This window comes from Amycolatopsis sp. w19 (assembly GCF_051373225.1).
In the GTDB taxonomy this organism is placed as follows: Bacteria; Actinomycetota; Actinomycetes; order Mycobacteriales; family Pseudonocardiaceae; genus Amycolatopsis; species Amycolatopsis japonica.
Genome location: NZ_JBPQFM010000013.1, coordinates 105,060 through 120,791, shown reverse-complemented (window position 1 = coordinate 120,791; position 15,732 = coordinate 105,060). Strand labels below are relative to the sequence as shown.

Below are 15,732 nucleotides of genomic sequence, written 5' to 3'. Positions count from 1 at the left end.
ACATCCGATGTATACCCGAGGACCTCCGACGAGATCTAGGGGCCACTCGGATTTGTCCGGAAAATTGATCGGATCAGTCTTGCGAAGTCCGGGTGGCGAGACTCACAGCGGGAATAGTTACCTACTCTAAGCAAGTTGTTCCTCGCGGAACCATCACTGGGGAAGGAACGAGCATGACCATCGCGCCCGAGCGAGTGGAAGAACCCGTCGCGCGCCCTCTCACGACCGGACGCGCCCGGTTCGTCCTGATCCTCGGCGGCCTGTCCGCCTTCGGGCCCCTGTCCATCGACATGTACCTGCCCGCGTTGCCGCAGATGGCGGGTGAACTGCGCGCGGCGGACGCGACCGTGCAGCTCACGCTCAGCGCGTTCATCATCGGGCTCGCCCTCGGCCAGCTGATCCTCGGACCGCTGTCCGACGCGATCGGCCGCCGCAAACCGCTCGTCGCCGGGCTCGCGCTCTACATGGTCGGCTCGATCCTGTGCGCCGTCGCCCCGACCGCCGAACTGCTCATCGCCGCCCGCGGGGTGCAGGCCTTCGGCGCCGCGGCCGGCATCGTGATCGCCAGGGCGACCGTGCGCGACCTCTACTCCGGCACCGCGATGACGAAGTTCTTCTCGCTGCTCATGCTGGTCAACGGGCTCGCGCCGATCCTGGCGCCGATCATCGGCGGCCAGATCCTGAACTGGACGTCGTGGCGGGGCGTGTTCGTCTGCCTGACCGTGTTCGGCGCGGTCCTGCTCGCCGTCGTCTTCTTCCTGCTGCCGGAACCCCTGCCCGAGGAACGCCGCACCCCCGCGCGGTTCGGCTCGGTGCTGCGGAAGTACGCGAGCCTGTTCCGCGATCGCGGCTTCCTCGGCTACGCGCTGGCCTCCGGGCTGATGTTCGGCAGCCTGTTCGCCTACATCTCCGGCTCCTCCTTCGCGCTGCAGGGCGTCTACGGGCTCAGCCCGCAGGCGTACAGCCTGGTGTTCGGCCTCAACGGCATCGGCATCGTGGCCGTCGGGCAGCTGAACGGGCGCATCGTCGGACGTTTCCCGGAGCGGACACTGCTGACCGTCGGCCTGCTCATCGCGGCGGTGGCGGGCTTCGGCGTGCTGGCCGCGACGGTGCTGGACCTCGGGCTGATCGGGCTGCTGATCCCGTTGTTCATCCTGGTGTCGAGTATCGGCATGGTGGCGCCGAACGCGAGTTCGCTGGCGCTCGCCGAACAGGCGCGGTCCGCCGGTTCGGCGTCGGCGCTGCTGGGTGTGCTGCAGTTCGTCGTCGGCGGGCTGGCGACGCCGCTGGTCGGGCTGGGCGGCCCGGGCACCGCGGTCCCGATGGGGATCGTGATGGCGGGCTTCGGCGTGCTCGCGCTGCTGGCCTTCGGGACCATGACGCGGCCTTCGCGCGCTTCGGTGCCTCTCGTGGCCGTCCCCCAGGAGGCCTGACCCCGTCACGCGCGCTAGGAAAGGACCGTTCCTTGCAAATTTTGCAAGGAACGGTCCTTTCCTAGCATCCGGAGGGGTCAAACGAGCGAAGTGAGATCGGCAGTCCTCAGCTGCTCCGCGGTCACCGCCGCGCGTCCCTCGACCAGGGCCTTCAAGGCGTCCCCGTCATCCCATTGGTTGACGTTCATCGCGGCGGCCACCTGCCCGTCCCGCAGCCAGAACGCGGTGAAGTCCCGCGCCGCGAGATCGCCCCGCACCACGAGTTCGTCGGTCTCGGGATCGGCGAGGCCGCGGTACTCGCATCCCAGGTCGTACTGGTCCGAGAAGAAATACGGACTCCGCAAGTACGGCTCGTTCTCCCCCAGCAGGTTCCCGGCGACGTGCTCCCCCTGCCACTTCGCGTTCGACCAATGCTCGACGCGGACACGTTTTCCGTAGCGGGGATGGAAATGCGCGGCGATGTCGCCGATCGCGTAGACATCGGGCGCGGCCGTCCGAAGGCCTGCGTCGGCGCAGACACCGCCGTCATCGGACAGTTCCAGTCCGGTGGCGTGTGCGAGATCGACCCGCGGCGCGGCGCCGACGGCCACCAGCACGACGTCGGCGGGGAGCTCGTCACCACTCTGAAGGCGGACACCGGTCACCCCGTCCGGGCCGCCGGTGAAGCCTGCGACGCCTTCACCCAGACGCCAGTTCACCCCGTGCTGGGTGTGAAGGTCCTTGAAGACGCCGGACACCTGATCGCCCAGTACCGCGAGCAACGGCGAGCCGACCTGGTCGACCACGGTCACCTCGGCGCCGTGTTCCCTGGCGGCCGCCGCGGCCTCCGTCCCGATCCAACCCGCGCCGACGATCACCACCCGCCGTGCGTCCTTGAACGCCGAGCGGAGCGCCAGCGCGTCGTCGAGGGTGCGCAGGGTCCGCAGCCCCGGCAGGTCCCCGCCGGGCACCGGCAACGAACGCGGCCGGGAGCCGGTCGCGAGGACGAGCCGGTCGAAGCGGTGTTCGCCGCCCGCGTCGTCGTGCACGAGCCGTGCGCCGAGCTCGATCCTGGTCGCGGTCACCCCGCTCCGGAACGCGATGTCCTTCTCGCCGTAGAAACCTTCGCCGTGCACCCAGTCGGGTTCATCGGTCTTGCCCATCAGAAGCCCCTTGGACAAGGGCGGTAATTCGTACGGGCGATGCGTGTCGGTGCCGAGAAGCGCGATCTCGCCCTCGTAACCGCGTTCTCGCAGCGTCCCGGCGGCCGTCGCCCCGGCGAGACCGGCGCCGACGATGACGATCTTCCTGGGTTCGGACATCCATGACCTCCCAAGCAGTCCCTCCCCCGGACGCTACTCCCGTCCGTCCCCTTCCGGCCTAGCGAGAGCGGAAGTCGATCACGATATGCAGGATCGGTTAACCCATCAGTAGGAACATGGGGTAATCGGCGTCACGCCCCCGAAAGCGCCTCGTCCCAGCCTCGGACGAGAAAGGGAGATCATGGGATACGGGAGGATGAGGACGTTGGCACCCCGGGACGAATGGTCGGTCGGCTGCCGGGATCTCGCGGGCAGGCGCAGGGACGTGACGGTGTTCGTGAGCAGCGACAAGATCGTGCTCGTGGCGCCGCCCGGAGAGGCCGCCGTACTCGGGCCGCTGGACGTGGGGCGCCTGCGCGCCGCGCTCCGCGACGCCGTGGTCGCGGTGGCCGAACATCCGGACCACAGTGAATGACAACTACCGTTCCTACTTCTGAGTAGGTAGAGTCGGCCCCGTTCGGAAGGAGCCGGCCATGACCACCTACTTCGTGACGGGCGCGACGGGTTTTCTGGGAAAACGCCTGGTCGCGCGCCTACTACGGCGACCGGAGACCGTAGCCGTCCATGTTCTCGTGAGGGAGACCTCACGCGGGAAGCTCCCGAGCCACGAGAAGCTCGTTCCCGTCACCGGCGATCTGACCGAACCCTCGCTGGGCATCGATCCCGCCCGCGTGGGACCCCTCGACCACGTCGTGCATCTCGGCGCGATCTACGACCTCACCGCGGACGAAGCGGCGAACCGCGCGGCCAACGTCGACGGCACGCGCAACGTCCTGGAGTTCGCCGCGGCCGCGAAGGCCGGGCTCTTCCACCACGTCTCGTCGATCGCGGTCGCGGGACAGTACGCCGGACGGTTCACCGAGGCCGACTTCGACCTCGGCCAGGGTTTCGCGTCGCCGTACCACGCGACGAAGTTCGAGGCGGAGAAACTCGTGCGACGGCACGGGAAAACACCGTTCCGCGTGTACCGGCCGTCCGCCGTGGCCGGTGATTCGCGCACCGGTGAGATGGACAAGATCGACGGTCCGTACTACTTCCTTCCCGCGATCTCGCGGCTCGCCGCGCTGCCCCGCCGTCTTCCGCTGGCCGCCCCGGATCTCGGCGCCACGAATCTCGTTCCGGTCGACTACGTCGTCGAAGCGATGGAACACCTCATGCACGTCGACGCGCCCAGTGGCAGCACGTACCACCTCGCGTCGCCCCGGCCACAGCCGCTTCACGAGGTCTACAACGCGTTCGCGCGGGCCGCGGGCGGGCCGAAGATCTCCGCCGTCCTTCCCGCCCGGCCTTCCGGAGCGCTCAAGCGCGCGGGAACCCGGCTGGCGAAATCCGCGGCCGCCGGCTTCGACCGCGTCCCCGGCGGACGGTCGGCCCGCGCGGCGGTGCTCGCGGAACTCGGCATCCCGCTCGAAGTCCTGCCGCATCTGAGCATGGAGGTCGACTTCGACACGAGCGCGACCACGGCCGCGCTCGAAGGCAGCGGGATCACCTTGCCCCCGTTGAAGGAGTACGCCGGTCCGCTCTACCGGTACTGGCTCGCGCACCTGGATCCCGATCGCGGCCGCCGTCGTCCCGGGCCGGAACCGCTCGACGGCCGCAAGGTCCTCATCACCGGCGCGTCGTCGGGTATCGGGCGCGCGTCGGCGCTCGCCGTCGCCGCGAAGGGCGGCGAAGTGATCCTCGTGGCCAGGCGCGCCGACGAACTCGAAGAGGTCCGCGAGCAGATCGTCGCGGCGGGCGGCAAGGCGTCCGCGTATCCGTGCGACCTCACCGACGGCGGCGCCGTCGACGCTCTGGTCAAGGACGTGCTCGCCGCGCACGGCGCCGTCGACATGCTGGTCAACAACGCGGGCCGCTCGATCCGGCGGTCGCTTTCGCTGTCCACCGAACGGTTCCACGATTTCGAGCGCACGATGGCGATCAACTACTTCGGGCCCGTGCGGCTGACGCTCGGCCTGCTGCCGTCGATGACCGCGCGCGGTTTCGGCCACGTCGTCAACGTGACCACCCAAGGACTGCAGACCGACACCCCGCGGTTTTCCGCTTATCTGGCTTCGAAGGCCGCGCTGGAGGAGTTCGGGCTGACCGCCGGGCGGGAAACGCTTTCCGACGGCGTCACCTTCACCTCGGTCCGGATGCCGCTGGTGCGCACCGACATGATCACCCCGACCGGTTCCTATCGCGGCATGCCGTCGAGCTCCCCCGAACGCGCCGCCGCGCTCGTGGTGAAGGCACTGGAGAAACGGCCGGAGATCCTGAACCTGCCCGAGGGCACAGCCGCCGAACTGGTGACGCTCGTCGCACCGAAGACGGCCCGGTTCTTCGCCCACCTCGTCTATCGCGCGATGCCCGAATCCGCGCCGGAATCCCGTGGCCTGCCCCGAAAGGCGCCGCTCGCGTCGGTGGCGGGCGCGGTCACGAGGCTGGTCTGGCGCCGTCGTCCCTGACGTCCCGCCGCCGGGGCTCGATCGGGGGACGCCCCCGGCCGCTACCATCGGTTTCCGATACGCCGGGGGTCGGCGGGCACGGGCCGAGGTAGGGACGACCGGGAAGGGGCAGTGTGGACGTCGCCAGTCCCCCGCTGTCGACCGGACCGGACGCAGCGGTGGTACGTCCGTCCAGGACAGTGCTGCGGCTGTCCCTGCACGCGGCCTGGGTGCTCGCGCTCGCCGTCGCCACCGAACTCCGGGTGGGGCGCTTCGGTTTCCACCCGTCGGACCAGGGTTTCATCCTCGCCCAGGCCTGGCGGGTGCGGCACGGGGAGGTGCCGCATTCGGACATCATCTCCGCGCGGCCGCTGGGTTCGGCGTACCTGCACATCGTCGACTTCCTGCTGCCGGGGCCGCTGTTCTTCGTCTCCAGTGTGCTCAGCATGCTGGAGATCATCCTGGCGACCATCGCGTTCGCCGTCCTGGTCACCCGTCGCCGCGTGCGTGACTGGGGGCCGGGGCTCACCGGGCTGACGGCGGCCGCGTCGCTGCTGAACCTCAACGCGTTCCCGCTCATGGCGTGGCACACGATCGACGGCATCTTCCTGACCGCGTGCGGCGCTTGGGCGCTGGATTCGGGACTGCGCAACGGCAAGGCGTGGCCACGACGGCTCGGCCTGGTACTGCTGGGCACCTCGGTGTTCGTCAAACAGAGTTTCGCGCCGGTGCCGCTGATCGCGCTGTGCTGGCTGCTGCTGCACCCGTCGCTGCGCGAGGGAGCGTTCCGCACCGGCCGCTGGTGGGGACGGCTGGCCTGGGATCTGCTGGCGCTGGGCGCTTTCCTGGTCTTCTACGTCGGAATCGTCACCCTCGACGGCGGGCTCGGCGCGATGGCCGAGCAGCTCACCGGCGGGCTGCCCGCGTACGGCGAGCGGCTTCTCGGGCTGTGGCTGGAAAATCCCGCGTCCCTGCTGCGTCCACCGGTGCGGGGCTTGACGTTCTTCCTGATCGCCGGGGTGTTCCTGGCCCTGCTCGGGACCTTCCGCGACCGCGCCGGTTTCGCCGGGGCGGTCCTCGCCCGGCTGCTGCTCCTGGCGGGGGTGGCGGTGGTGGTCGGCACCGTCGTCGACGGGCATTTCACCGGCGCGTCGCGCTGGGCGGACGTCCTCTGGTGGATCCTCGGTGTCGCGCTCCTGGTGAACTGGATCGCGACGCGGCGATTCCCGAGAATGGCCGCGCTGGTCTTCGCGACCGGCTTCATGACCAGCCTGTCGTGGGGCAACGACACCCCGACGTTGTTCACCGGAACACTGGCGCTGACGGCGATCCTGCTGCTCGCGGACGCGCTGCCGCCGATGCCGGAACCGCCCCGCCGGGTGCGGCTGGCGGGCGCGACAGCGATGGGCCTGGTCGCGGTGCTGGTGTCGGGCTGGGCCGTGGTCGCGCATCACGACGAAGCCGCGTACCTCGACATGGCGCACGAGAAGCTGACGGGCGACCTCGGCACGGTGACGCCGTCGATGCGCGGCATCCGGACGAATCCGAGTACGTACACCTACATCTCCCAGATCCACGACTGCGTCACGCGTTTCCCCGCCGGGCGCACGGCCGTCCTGCCCGACAACCCGTTCGCGTATCCCGCCTTCGGCCTGCGCAACCCGTTCCCGCTGGAATGGCCGCTGCCGCTGGAGATCGTCGCCGACGCCCCGGAACGCATGCTCGCGGCGGCCGACGGGCTCAACCGCGACGGCGACTACCTCGTGCTGTTCCAGACCGTGAGCATGCCGGTGCTGGCCAAGGGCGGCCCCGTGCCCGACCAGGTCGCCGGGGACGCCCCGATCTTCGACTACCTCGGGCTGGAGAACGCGCTGCGGTCACGGCTCACCGGGCAGACCGTCACCTGCGGCAGCTTCATCGGCAAGTGGGCACCCCGCCCCTGACGCGTTTCGTCCTCTGAATGCGGTAGTTCGCGCTGCCAACTACCGCATTCAGAGGACGAAACGCGTTGGGGTCAGTCGACGCCGGCGTCCTCGGGGCGGCCGGAGGCGAGTCCGGCGAGGACGTCCAAAGCGGCCGCGAGCGTTTCGAGCGGCGGCGACGAGACGGCGAGCCGCACCGCGTTCGGGGCGTGCCCGGGGACGACGGCGAACGCGGCCGCCGGGGTGACCGCGATCCCGCGGCGCGCGGCCGCGGCGACGAAGGTCTCGGCGCGCCAGTGTTCCGGGAGTTCCCACCAGCAGTGGTACGCCTGCGGATCGGCGCGCAGGGTGAACCCGGCCAGGCGTTCCGCCGTCAGCCGCTGGCGTTCCGCGGCGTCGAGCCGTTTCGCCCGTTCGACGGTTTCCAGCGTGCCGCCGGTGATCCACCGGGTGGCCGCTTCGACGGCGAGCCGGGGCGCGACCCAGCCGCCCGACCGCACGGCCGCGGCGAGCCGTTCCGTCCATGCCGCCGGGACGGCGAGGAATCCGGTGGTCAGCCCCGGCGCGAGCCGTTTGGACATGCTGTCGGCGAACACCGTGCGTTCCGGCGCGTACGCCGCGAAAGGACGGACCTCGGGCCGCAGGAAGGTGTAGATCCCGTCCTCGATCACCGGGATGTCCATCCGGCGCACGGTTTCGGCCAGCTCGACCCGGCGTGCTTCGTCCATTGTGGACCCGAGTGGATTGTGCAGCGTCGGCTGGACGTACAGCGCGCGGACGGACGCGGCTTCGAGCGCCTCGGGAATGAGACCCCGGTCGTCGGTCTCGATGGGCACCAGTTGCACACCTAGCCGCCCGGCGAGCGCCTTGACCACGGGGTAGGTGATGGCTTCGACGGCGAGCCGTTCCCCCATCGGCACGAAGGCGGCGATGGCGGCCGCGATGGCCTGGCGCCCACTCCCGGCGAAGAGGACTTCGGGCGTCCAGCCGTCCTTCGCGATCAGCCCGGCGACGGCGTCACGCGCCTGCTTCGAGCCCGAAACGCTTCCCGGCCGCAACGCCGCTGTCAGGACGTCCTCGCGCAGAAGCGGCTCCAGCGCCTTCCCGACCAGCGCCGACTGTTCCGGAAGGACGGCGAAGTTGAGCTCGAGGTCGACCGTCGCACCGCCGGGCTCGGCGAGCGCGGTCTCCAACGGCGGCCGGCCGGCGCGGACGAACGTGCCCCGGCCGACCTCGCCGACCACGACACCCCTCCGGACGAGCTCGCCGTAGACCCGCGCGGCCGTCGAGTTCGCGATCCCGCGTTCCTTCGCGAACCGCCGCTGCGGCGGCAGCCTGTCGCCCGGCCGGAGCCTGCCAGCCTCGACGTCGGCGGAGATCTCGTCCGCGACTATCCGGTAGTCCTCCATGCCGTCCTTCGATCGCACCGAGTGCATTCACGCGATTGCACTGGGGATGATGCCATCGAAGCACGTGGTGAGCCGACTGCGACCTACGGAACACCACAACGGCGACGTCCTAGGTTAGCCTAACCTGCGTGGAGACCGTGGAAACCCTCACCGAGCAGAGCACGACGTCCCGTCTGCACGCGGACGCGCTGACGCTCGCCTACGACGGCCGGACCGTGGCCGAAGACCTCGGGGTGGTCATCCCCGACCGGTCGTTCACCGTCATCGTCGGGCCGAACGCCTGTGGCAAGACCACCCTGCTGCGCGCGCTCGCGCGGATGCTCAAACCGCGCCAGGGTTCGGTGTTCCTCGACGGCCAGGTGATCAGCTCCTTCCCCGCCAAGGAGGTCGCCCGGCGGCTCGGCCTGCTGCCGCAGAGCTCGATCGCGCCCGACGGCATCACCGTCGCGGACCTCGTCGCGCGCGGCCGGTACCCGCACCAGCGCCTGCTGCGCCAATGGTCCCGTGAGGACGCCACCGTGGTCGCGGAGTCCATGCGCGCCACCGGCGTCGACGATCTCGCCGAGCGGCTGGTCGACGAACTGTCGGGCGGTCAGCGGCAGCGCGTGTGGATGGCGATGGCGCTCGCGCAGGAGACCGATCTCCTGCTGCTCGACGAGCCGACGACCTATCTGGACATCGCACACCAGATGGACATCCTCGACCTGTGCGCGGAACTGCACCAGAAGCAGGGCCGGACGCTGGTCGCGGTGCTGCACGACCTCAACCACGCCGCCCGCTACGCGACGCACATGATCGCGATGCGCGGCGGAGAGGTCCTCGCGACCGGCGCGCCCGAAGAGGTCGTGACCGCCGCCAACGTCGAAAAGATCTTCGAGCTGCCCTGCCGGGTCATGCCGTGCCCGGAAACCGGTACCCCGCTGGTGATCCCGAAAGCCGGACGCCGCGCAGCCTGATCTCCTCGGATTTTGTTGGCGGAGCTGAAGTTGGATCCGAAAGGCGACCGAACGTGTGAACCCGCCCCGGCCGAAGGCCCCGCTTTCGCGGTGGCAGGGCGCCCTGTTCACTATCAGGACACGGAAGACCAGGTGGCGCCCTGCCGACGTCGATCGCGGACGCGGGTTCACCAACAGGCACTCGGAGTAAGTTGGCCGCGGAGGTGCCATGTCACAGCAACTGTGGTCCGAAGTGGACGACTATCTGTCCGGGGTGCTCGTCCCGTCCGATCCCGCCCTCGAAGGCGCGCGGAAGGCGTCGGACGAGGCCGGGCTGCCGTCGATCGCCGTCGCGCCGAACCAGGGCAAACTGCTCAACCTGATGGCGCGGATGATCGGCGCCCGGTCCATCCTGGAGATCGGCACGCTCGGCGGGTACAGCACGATCTGGCTCGCCCGCGCCCTGCCGCCGCAGGGCAGGCTCGTCACCCTCGAATACGACCCGAAGCACGCCGAAGTCGCGCGCCGCAACATCGACGCGGCCGGGCTCGGCGGGCTGGTCGACGTCCGCGTCGGCAAGGCGCTGGACCTGCTGCCGTCGGTCGACGGCCCGATCGACCTGGCGTTCATCGACGCCGACAAGGCCAACAACCCGGCCTACTTCGAGGCGTCGCTGAAGCTCGTCCGGCCCGGCGGCGTGATCGTGGTCGACAACGTCGTCCGCGGTGGCGCGGTGACCGACGCCGCCAGCGAGGACCCGAACATCCAGGGCATCAGGCGGCTGCACGAGATGATCGCCGCCGAACCCCGCGTCGACGCGACGGCGATCCAGACGGTCGGCAGCAAGGGCTACGACGGCCTGACCGTCGTGCTCGTGAAGCCCTGACGGACATCGCTCGGCCCGCCGGGTCGTGGGTGTTTCGGGTCGCTAGAGCCAACGGTGTCTTAGGTACCTACGCGGATCGCGGCTGAGCCAACCTGCGCCAGTAGGCACGTCAGCGCGTGAAGCTTCGGGCAGGTCCGTGAATCGCCACACTCGACCCAGGCACTCCAGCCGCCACTGTGGTCACAGGCGCCGCGCGTGAAGGTCCCTTGCCTCGGCTCAGCCGAGGAAACTCGACCATGCCAGTACATGAAGGCCCCCATCCTTGCGCCTAAGTACAGGAAGGGGGCCTTCATGTACAACCCGGCTCGTGAGTGGCGTTTCGGGTTAGAACCAACCGTGTCCTGAGTACCTACTGGCGGTCTTGCGTGACTGGATGGACGACACACGTGATCCGACGGACGACACGCGTGTCTGGACGGACGACTCACGGCGAAAGCTTCGCCGCGAGCGTGTCGTCCATCTGATCACGTATGTCGTCCGTCGGATCACACGTGCCGTCCGCCCAATCACGCGAAGCCACCGTCTCAGTACAACCCGGCTCGTGAGTGGCGTTTCGGGTTAGAACACGAACGCCACTCACGACCCACTGGACCGAAGCATCACCGCGGCGCAGTCGTGGCGGGACGCGGTTCGGAACCGTCCGGCCACCGCGCCGGCTGTCCTCGGTGGACACCGTTCATGAAGCGCTGCCACATGTCCGACGGCAGTGTCCTGCCCGTCAGTTTCTCCCCGGCGGCGTCCCGCATCCGGCGCGGCTCGTCGGAGCCGACCCAGACCGCGGTCGCGAGCTGCGGCGTGTACCCGACCGCCCAGCCACCCGCGTTGTCGTCCGTCTCGTCGAACCGGAAGTCGCCGGTCTTCAGCGCCGCCGGACGATCCTTCAGACCGGTGGCCAGCACCTGGCTCATCGTGCCCGCGATCCGGCGGCTCAGCGCCTCGTCGCCCTGGAACGCGGGCGTCTTGTCCGGCGGCCGTTCCCACACGATTTCGCCGTTCTCGTCCCGGATCTTCGACACCAGATGCGGGGTGGCGCGCATGCCGTCGGCGGCGAAGGTCGCGTAAGCACCGGCCATATCGCTGGGGCGTAAGGGATACCGGCCGACGGCGATCCCCGGGCCGATCAGGAATCCGTCCTTCTCCCGCAGGGTCACCGCACCGTCGACGGACTCGGGGATCCCGGCCGCGCGGGCGCCTTCCCGGACCGCTTCGGCGCCGAGCTTCTTCGCCAGGTCGACGAACGGCCCCTGAGCGCCCCGCCCCATCGCCTCGCGCAGCGTGCACTTCCCGCCTTCGCCGCATTGGTCCTGGAACTCGAAGGTCTCGCCGAGGAAATCGACCGACGCGGCCGCCTTCAGCGGTTCGTCCACGTTCACGCCCCGTTCGAGACCGGCGGCGAGGAGCAACGGCTGGAACGCCGAGCCGGTGCCGTACGGGGTGCCCGCGTAGTCGTGCACGCTCCAGCCACCGCCGTTGTAGGCCCGGATGGCCCCGGTCCCGGGTTCGACGGCGACCACCGACGCGCGGAAATGCTCAGGCTGGCCCTTCAACTGCTCTTTGACCGCCTTCTCGGCTTCGGCCTGGGCACGCGGATCGATGGTCGTCTCGACCTTCATCGCGCCGCCGCGCAGCCGGTCGAGCGGGTAGCCGACCTGCTCGAGTTCGGCGAGGACCTGCTGCTTGATGTGGTACTGCTCGTAGGTGACGCGGCCGGCGCGGGTCTCCGACGGCGCCTGGATCGCGTCCTCCGGATAGGTCATGGCGACCGCTTCGGCCTGGCTCACATAGCCACGCGCGACCAGTTTGTTCACCACGTAGGACCAGCGCTTCATGGCGTGCTCGTGGCTGGAGGCGTACGGGTCGTGCACCGAAGGCGACTGGATCATCCCCGCGAGGAAGGCCGCCTCACTCCAGGTCATCGAGTCGTCGAGTTTGCGGCCGAAGTAGGCGTTCATCGCCGAAGCCGGGCCGTAGGTGCCGCGGCCGAACGAGATGATGTTGACGTAGCTTTCGAAGATCTCCTTCTTGGTCTGCTGCTGGGTGATCTTCGTGGCGAGCACGAGTTCGGAGAACTTCCGCGTGAGGGTGGCGTCCTCGTTGCCGGTGGACTTCTTGATGTACTGCTGGGTGATCCCCGAGCCGCCGCCGACACCGGTCACCAGCGCGCGGCCGAGCCCGGTGAGATCGAAACCCTCGTTGTCCCAGAAGGTCGGGTCCTCGGTCGCGACGATCGCGTCGCGCAGTTTCGCGGGGACGGCGTCGTAGGGCACGAACAGCCGGTCGCCGCCGGGCGGGACCACCTTGAGCAGTTCGGAACCGTCGGCGTTCTGCAGGACGACGGTCTTGTCGAGATCGGCGAGCACCTCTTGCGGGCTGCGGACGTCGAGCAGGACGTACGCGAGCCCGAACGCGACGACCGGGATGCCGATCACCAGGCCGAGCGTCCAGGCGACGATCTTGCGCCACCTGCGCTGCTTCGGTTTCGGCTCCGGGGTGGCCGTGGTCTCCGACTCGGGTGCGTCTGCCTCATCCGGGTTTTCCACGCCAGGTTAGACGCCCGAACGAGTGAAAAGGTTGTGGGAAAGTCACCAAACCGCCTCCTGTTCACGACTTGAAGAATTCTTCATTTGATAATGTGCTCAGATGCCCGTCCCCCTGTACCAGGCCAAGGCGGAGTTCTTCCGCATGCTGGGCCACCCGGTCCGGATCCGTGTACTGGAGTTGCTCGCCGAAGGCCCGAAGGCCGTCCGCGAACTGCTCGCCGAGATCGAGGTCGAGGCCTCCAACCTCTCCCAGCAGCTGGCCGTCCTGCGCAGGTCGGGAATCGTCACTTCGACCCGCGAGGGCTCGACGGTGGTGTACGCGCTCGCCGGCGGCGACGTCGTCGAGCTCCTGCGCGCGGCCCGGCGCATCCTCACCGAGCTGCTGGCCGACCAGAACGCCCTGCTCGCCCAGCTACGCGACGCGGAGTGACGGCGTGGCAGGTCTGAAACTTTCGGAACTGCGCTCACTCCTGCCCGGACGTGACGACCTGCGGACGCTCAAGCGCGCTCCCCGGCGCGACCTCACGGCGGGCCTGACCGTCGCGATCGTCGCCCTGCCGCTGGCGCTGGGCTTCGGCATCTCGTCCGGCCTCGGGGCCGAAGCCGGGCTGGTCACCGCGATCGTCGCCGGCGCGCTGGCCGCGATCTTCGGCGGCTCCAACCTCCAGGTGTCCGGGCCGACCGGCGCGATGACCGTGGTGCTGGTGCCGATCATGGCCACGCACGGTGCGGGCGGCGTGCTGACGGTGGGCCTGCTCGCCGGGGTCTTGCTGCTCCTGCTCGCGGTCGCCCGCGCCGGCCGGTACATGCGCTACGTGCCGACGCCGGTGGTCGAGGGCTTCACGCTGGGCATCGCCGGGGTGATCGCGTTGCAGCAGGTTCCCGCCGCGCTCGGCGTCGCCACGCCGGAAGGCGAGAAGGTGGCCGTCGTCGCGGCGAAGGCGGTGGCCGATTTCGCCGGGCATCCCGCCTGGCCCTCGATCGCGATCGCCGCCGGGGTCGCCGCCCTGATGCTGCTCGGCGCGAGGTGGCGGCCGTCGATCCCGTTCTCGCTGGTCGCGGTGGCCATCGCGACCCTCGTGAGTCATTTCGCGCAGCTGCCGGTCGCTCGTATCGGCGCGCTGCCCAACGGTCTTCCCGCGCCCTCGCTGGACTTCCTGGATCTGTCGACCTTGGGCGCGCTGGCTCCCTCCGCCGTCGCGGTCGCGGCGCTGGCCGCGCTGGAAAGCCTCCTGTCGGCCACGGTCGCCGACGCGATGAGCGTCAACGAACGCCACGACCCGGACCGGGAGCTCTTCGGGCAGGGCCTCGCGAATCTCGTCACCCCGCTGTTCGGCGGCGTGCCCGCCACCGCGGCGATCGCGCGCACCGCGGTCAACGTCCGCGCCGGGGCGAAATCGCGGCTGGCCTCGTTCACCCACGCGATGGTGCTGGCGGTGATCGTCTTCGCGGCGGCGCCGCTCGTGGCCACGATCCCGATCGCGGCGCTCGCCGGGGTGCTGCTGGCCACCGCCGTCCGCATGGTCGAGGCGGGCTCGGTCCGCGCGCTCCTGCGTTCGACCCGGCGTGATGCGCTGGTCCTCGTGCTCACCGCGGCGGCGACACTGATCCTGGACCTGGTCACCGCGGTCATCCTCGGCCTCGTCGTGGCGGGCGCACTGGCCCTGCGGGCGATCGCCAAGGCGGCTCGCATCGAAGAGGTGGCACTCGATCACGCCGATCATGTGGCCGAGGAACGCGCGCTCCTCGACGAGCACATCGTCGCGTTCCGGCTCGATGGACCGCTGGTCTTCGCCGCGGCACACCAGTTCCTGCTGGAGCTGTCCGAGGTGGCCGACGTCCGGGTGGTCATCCTCCGGATGTCACGGGTGTCGGCCATCGACGCCACCGGCGCCCTCGTCCTGCGCGACGCCATCGAACGCCTCGAACATCGCGGGATCACGGTCCTGGTGTCGGGGATCAAACCCGGCCACGAGAAGGTGCTCGACGAACTCGGCGTCGCGGACCGGCTCCGCGCGGAGGGCCGGGTCTTCCCGGATACGCCGCACGCGATCGATTTCGCGCACGCGCTGCTGACCTCAAGCGAGGAAAGCGCGAAGCAGTGACGCGGTCCCTTCGACGTGTTCCGTCATCGCCCGGCGGGCCGCCTCGGAGTCCCCGGCGAGGATCGCGTCGACGATGGCCTCGTGCTGGGCGTTGGAATGCTCCAGGTTCGGTTCCAGCAGCGGGATCATGTCGAGCAGCTGGTTGACCCGCATCCGCGCGTCGGCCATCGCCGTGGTCAGCGAGCCGGACGCGGTGACCTCGGCGATCGCCAGATGCAGCCGCGAATCCTTGCGCCGGTAATCGCCGACGTCGGCCGCCGCGGCCTCGGCGAGCGTGCTGGTCAGATGCTGCCGGTCGGCCGGGCTGAGCGAACGCGAGGCCGCCATTTCGGCGGCGCCGGTCTCCAGGACGTGCCGGAGGCCGAGCGCGTCCTCCAGCGTGGCGTTGTCGACCTTCCGGCCGTCGGCGGCGGGCGGGTCGGGCAGGACGTCGTTGACGAACGTGCCGCCGTAGCGTCCGCGCCGCGACTCGACGTAACCCGCGTCGGACAGCGCGCGGATGGCCTCTCGCAACGTCACCCGGCTGACCCCGAGCCGCTCGGCGAGCTCGCGTTCCGAGGGCAGCCGCTCCCCCGCGCCCACCACGCCCAGCCGGATCGCCTGGAGCAGCCTTTCGACGGTCTCCTCGAAGGCGTTGCCCGCGCGCACCGGGCGGAACAGCGCGTCACCCGCGTTCGCGACCGTGCTCGACTCCACCCTTCGAGTTTAGGCGGCCCGCAATTCGTCCTCTGGATGCGGTACTTGCGTGTGCAACTACCGCATCCAGAGGACTGAA

General features: G+C 69.7%; 12 protein-coding genes. 8 read left to right on the top strand and 4 right to left on the bottom strand.

The genetic code is table 11. The features are described 5' to 3' along the window. Positions 1 to 173: 173 nt before the first annotated feature. The gene (locus ACSMFO_RS24600) at positions 174 to 1,433 is read left to right on the top strand and encodes a Bcr/CflA family multidrug efflux MFS transporter (RefSeq protein WP_436460655.1); all 1,260 of its coding nucleotides are present in this window, start codon (positions 174 to 176) and stop codon (positions 1,431 to 1,433) included. 77 nt (positions 1,434 to 1,510) lie between these two features. Here the strand turns inward: ACSMFO_RS24600 and ACSMFO_RS24595 are convergent, their stop codons facing one another. Next, positions 1,511 to 2,734 (bottom strand): NAD(P)/FAD-dependent oxidoreductase, encoded by a 1,224-nt coding sequence (locus ACSMFO_RS24595; RefSeq protein ID WP_436460654.1) that lies wholly within the window; start codon positions 2,732 to 2,734, stop codon positions 1,511 to 1,513. Between the two features lie 196 nt (positions 2,735 to 2,930). Between ACSMFO_RS24595 and ACSMFO_RS24590 the strand changes: the two genes are divergently transcribed. From ACSMFO_RS24590 to ACSMFO_RS24580, 3 genes are all read left to right on the top strand, one after another. After that, positions 2,931 to 3,149 carry a hypothetical protein gene (locus ACSMFO_RS24590; protein ID WP_039922712.1) on the top strand — a complete coding sequence of 73 codons (219 nt, stop codon included), beginning with the start codon at positions 2,931 to 2,933 and terminating at the stop codon, positions 3,147 to 3,149. Positions 3,150 to 3,207: 58 nt separating this feature from the next. Then, positions 3,208 to 5,181 carry an SDR family oxidoreductase gene (locus ACSMFO_RS24585; RefSeq protein ID WP_073849141.1) on the top strand — a complete coding sequence of 658 codons (1,974 nt, stop codon included), beginning with the start codon at positions 3,208 to 3,210 and terminating at the stop codon, positions 5,179 to 5,181. Positions 5,182 to 5,294: 113 nt separating this feature from the next. Further along, positions 5,295 to 7,103: a hypothetical protein gene (locus ACSMFO_RS24580; RefSeq protein WP_436460653.1), complete on the top strand. Its 1,809-nt coding sequence runs from the start codon at positions 5,295 to 5,297 to the stop codon at positions 7,101 to 7,103. 71 nt (positions 7,104 to 7,174) lie between these two features. Here ACSMFO_RS24580 and ACSMFO_RS24575 read toward each other — a convergent pair whose 3' ends face one another. Beyond that, the gene (locus tag ACSMFO_RS24575) at positions 7,175 to 8,491 is read right to left on the bottom strand and encodes a PLP-dependent aminotransferase family protein (protein ID WP_436460723.1); all 1,317 of its coding nucleotides are present in this window, start codon (positions 8,489 to 8,491) and stop codon (positions 7,175 to 7,177) included. A 128-nt stretch (positions 8,492 to 8,619) separates the two neighbouring features. Here ACSMFO_RS24575 and ACSMFO_RS24570 point away from each other — a divergent pair, with 128 nt between their 5' ends. Both ACSMFO_RS24570 and ACSMFO_RS24565 read left to right on the top strand, forming a co-directional pair. Continuing rightward, positions 8,620 to 9,447 carry an ABC transporter ATP-binding protein gene (locus ACSMFO_RS24570; RefSeq protein WP_037342156.1) on the top strand — a complete coding sequence of 276 codons (828 nt, stop codon included), beginning with the start codon at positions 8,620 to 8,622 and terminating at the stop codon, positions 9,445 to 9,447. Between the two features lie 208 nt (positions 9,448 to 9,655). Beyond that, a complete protein-coding gene (locus ACSMFO_RS24565; protein ID WP_037342155.1) occupies positions 9,656 to 10,312 on the top strand; it encodes an O-methyltransferase in 657 nt (218 codons plus the stop codon). Positions 10,313 to 10,911: 599 nt separating this feature from the next. On the opposite strand, the gene ACSMFO_RS24560 is transcribed toward ACSMFO_RS24565, so the two are convergent. Further along, positions 10,912 to 12,852: a transglycosylase domain-containing protein gene (locus tag ACSMFO_RS24560; protein ID WP_436460652.1), complete on the bottom strand. Its 1,941-nt coding sequence runs from the start codon at positions 12,850 to 12,852 to the stop codon at positions 10,912 to 10,914. Between the two features lie 100 nt (positions 12,853 to 12,952). Here ACSMFO_RS24560 and ACSMFO_RS24555 point away from each other — a divergent pair, with 100 nt between their 5' ends. After that, complete coding sequence (locus ACSMFO_RS24555; protein WP_007031391.1) at positions 12,953 to 13,282, top strand: ArsR/SmtB family transcription factor; 330 nt, start codon at positions 12,953 to 12,955, stop codon at positions 13,280 to 13,282. Between the two features lie 4 nt (positions 13,283 to 13,286). Continuing rightward, positions 13,287 to 14,957, top strand: coding sequence for a SulP family inorganic anion transporter (locus ACSMFO_RS24550; protein ID WP_436460651.1), 1,671 nt, complete (start codon positions 13,287 to 13,289; stop codon positions 14,955 to 14,957). Here ACSMFO_RS24550 and ACSMFO_RS24545 read toward each other — a convergent pair. Continuing rightward, positions 14,931 to 15,653 carry a FadR/GntR family transcriptional regulator gene (locus tag ACSMFO_RS24545; protein ID WP_016336365.1) on the bottom strand — a complete coding sequence of 241 codons (723 nt, stop codon included), beginning with the start codon at positions 15,651 to 15,653 and terminating at the stop codon, positions 14,931 to 14,933. The genes ACSMFO_RS24550 and ACSMFO_RS24545 overlap by 27 nt on opposite strands. Between the last annotated feature and the right edge of the window lie 79 nt (positions 15,654 to 15,732).

Excerpts from the sequence above, each read along its gene's own strand:
- ACSMFO_RS24600 (WP_436460655.1), top strand. The coding sequence starts at position 174 with ATGACCATCGCGCCCGAGCGAGTGGAAGAACCCGTCGCGCGCCCTCTC.
- ACSMFO_RS24595 (WP_436460654.1), bottom strand. The coding sequence starts at position 2,734 with ATGTCCGAACCCAGGAAGATCGTCATCGTCGGCGCCGGTCTCGCCGGG.
- ACSMFO_RS24590 (WP_039922712.1), top strand. The coding sequence starts at position 2,931 with ATGAGGACGTTGGCACCCCGGGACGAATGGTCGGTCGGCTGCCGGGAT.
- ACSMFO_RS24585 (WP_073849141.1), top strand. The coding sequence starts at position 3,208 with ATGACCACCTACTTCGTGACGGGCGCGACGGGTTTTCTGGGAAAACGC.
- ACSMFO_RS24575 (WP_436460723.1), bottom strand. The coding sequence starts at position 8,491 with ATGGAGGACTACCGGATAGTCGCGGACGAGATCTCCGCCGACGTCGAG.
- ACSMFO_RS24565 (WP_037342155.1), top strand. The coding sequence starts at position 9,656 with ATGTCACAGCAACTGTGGTCCGAAGTGGACGACTATCTGTCCGGGGTG.
- ACSMFO_RS24555 (WP_007031391.1), top strand. The coding sequence starts at position 12,953 with ATGCCCGTCCCCCTGTACCAGGCCAAGGCGGAGTTCTTCCGCATGCTG.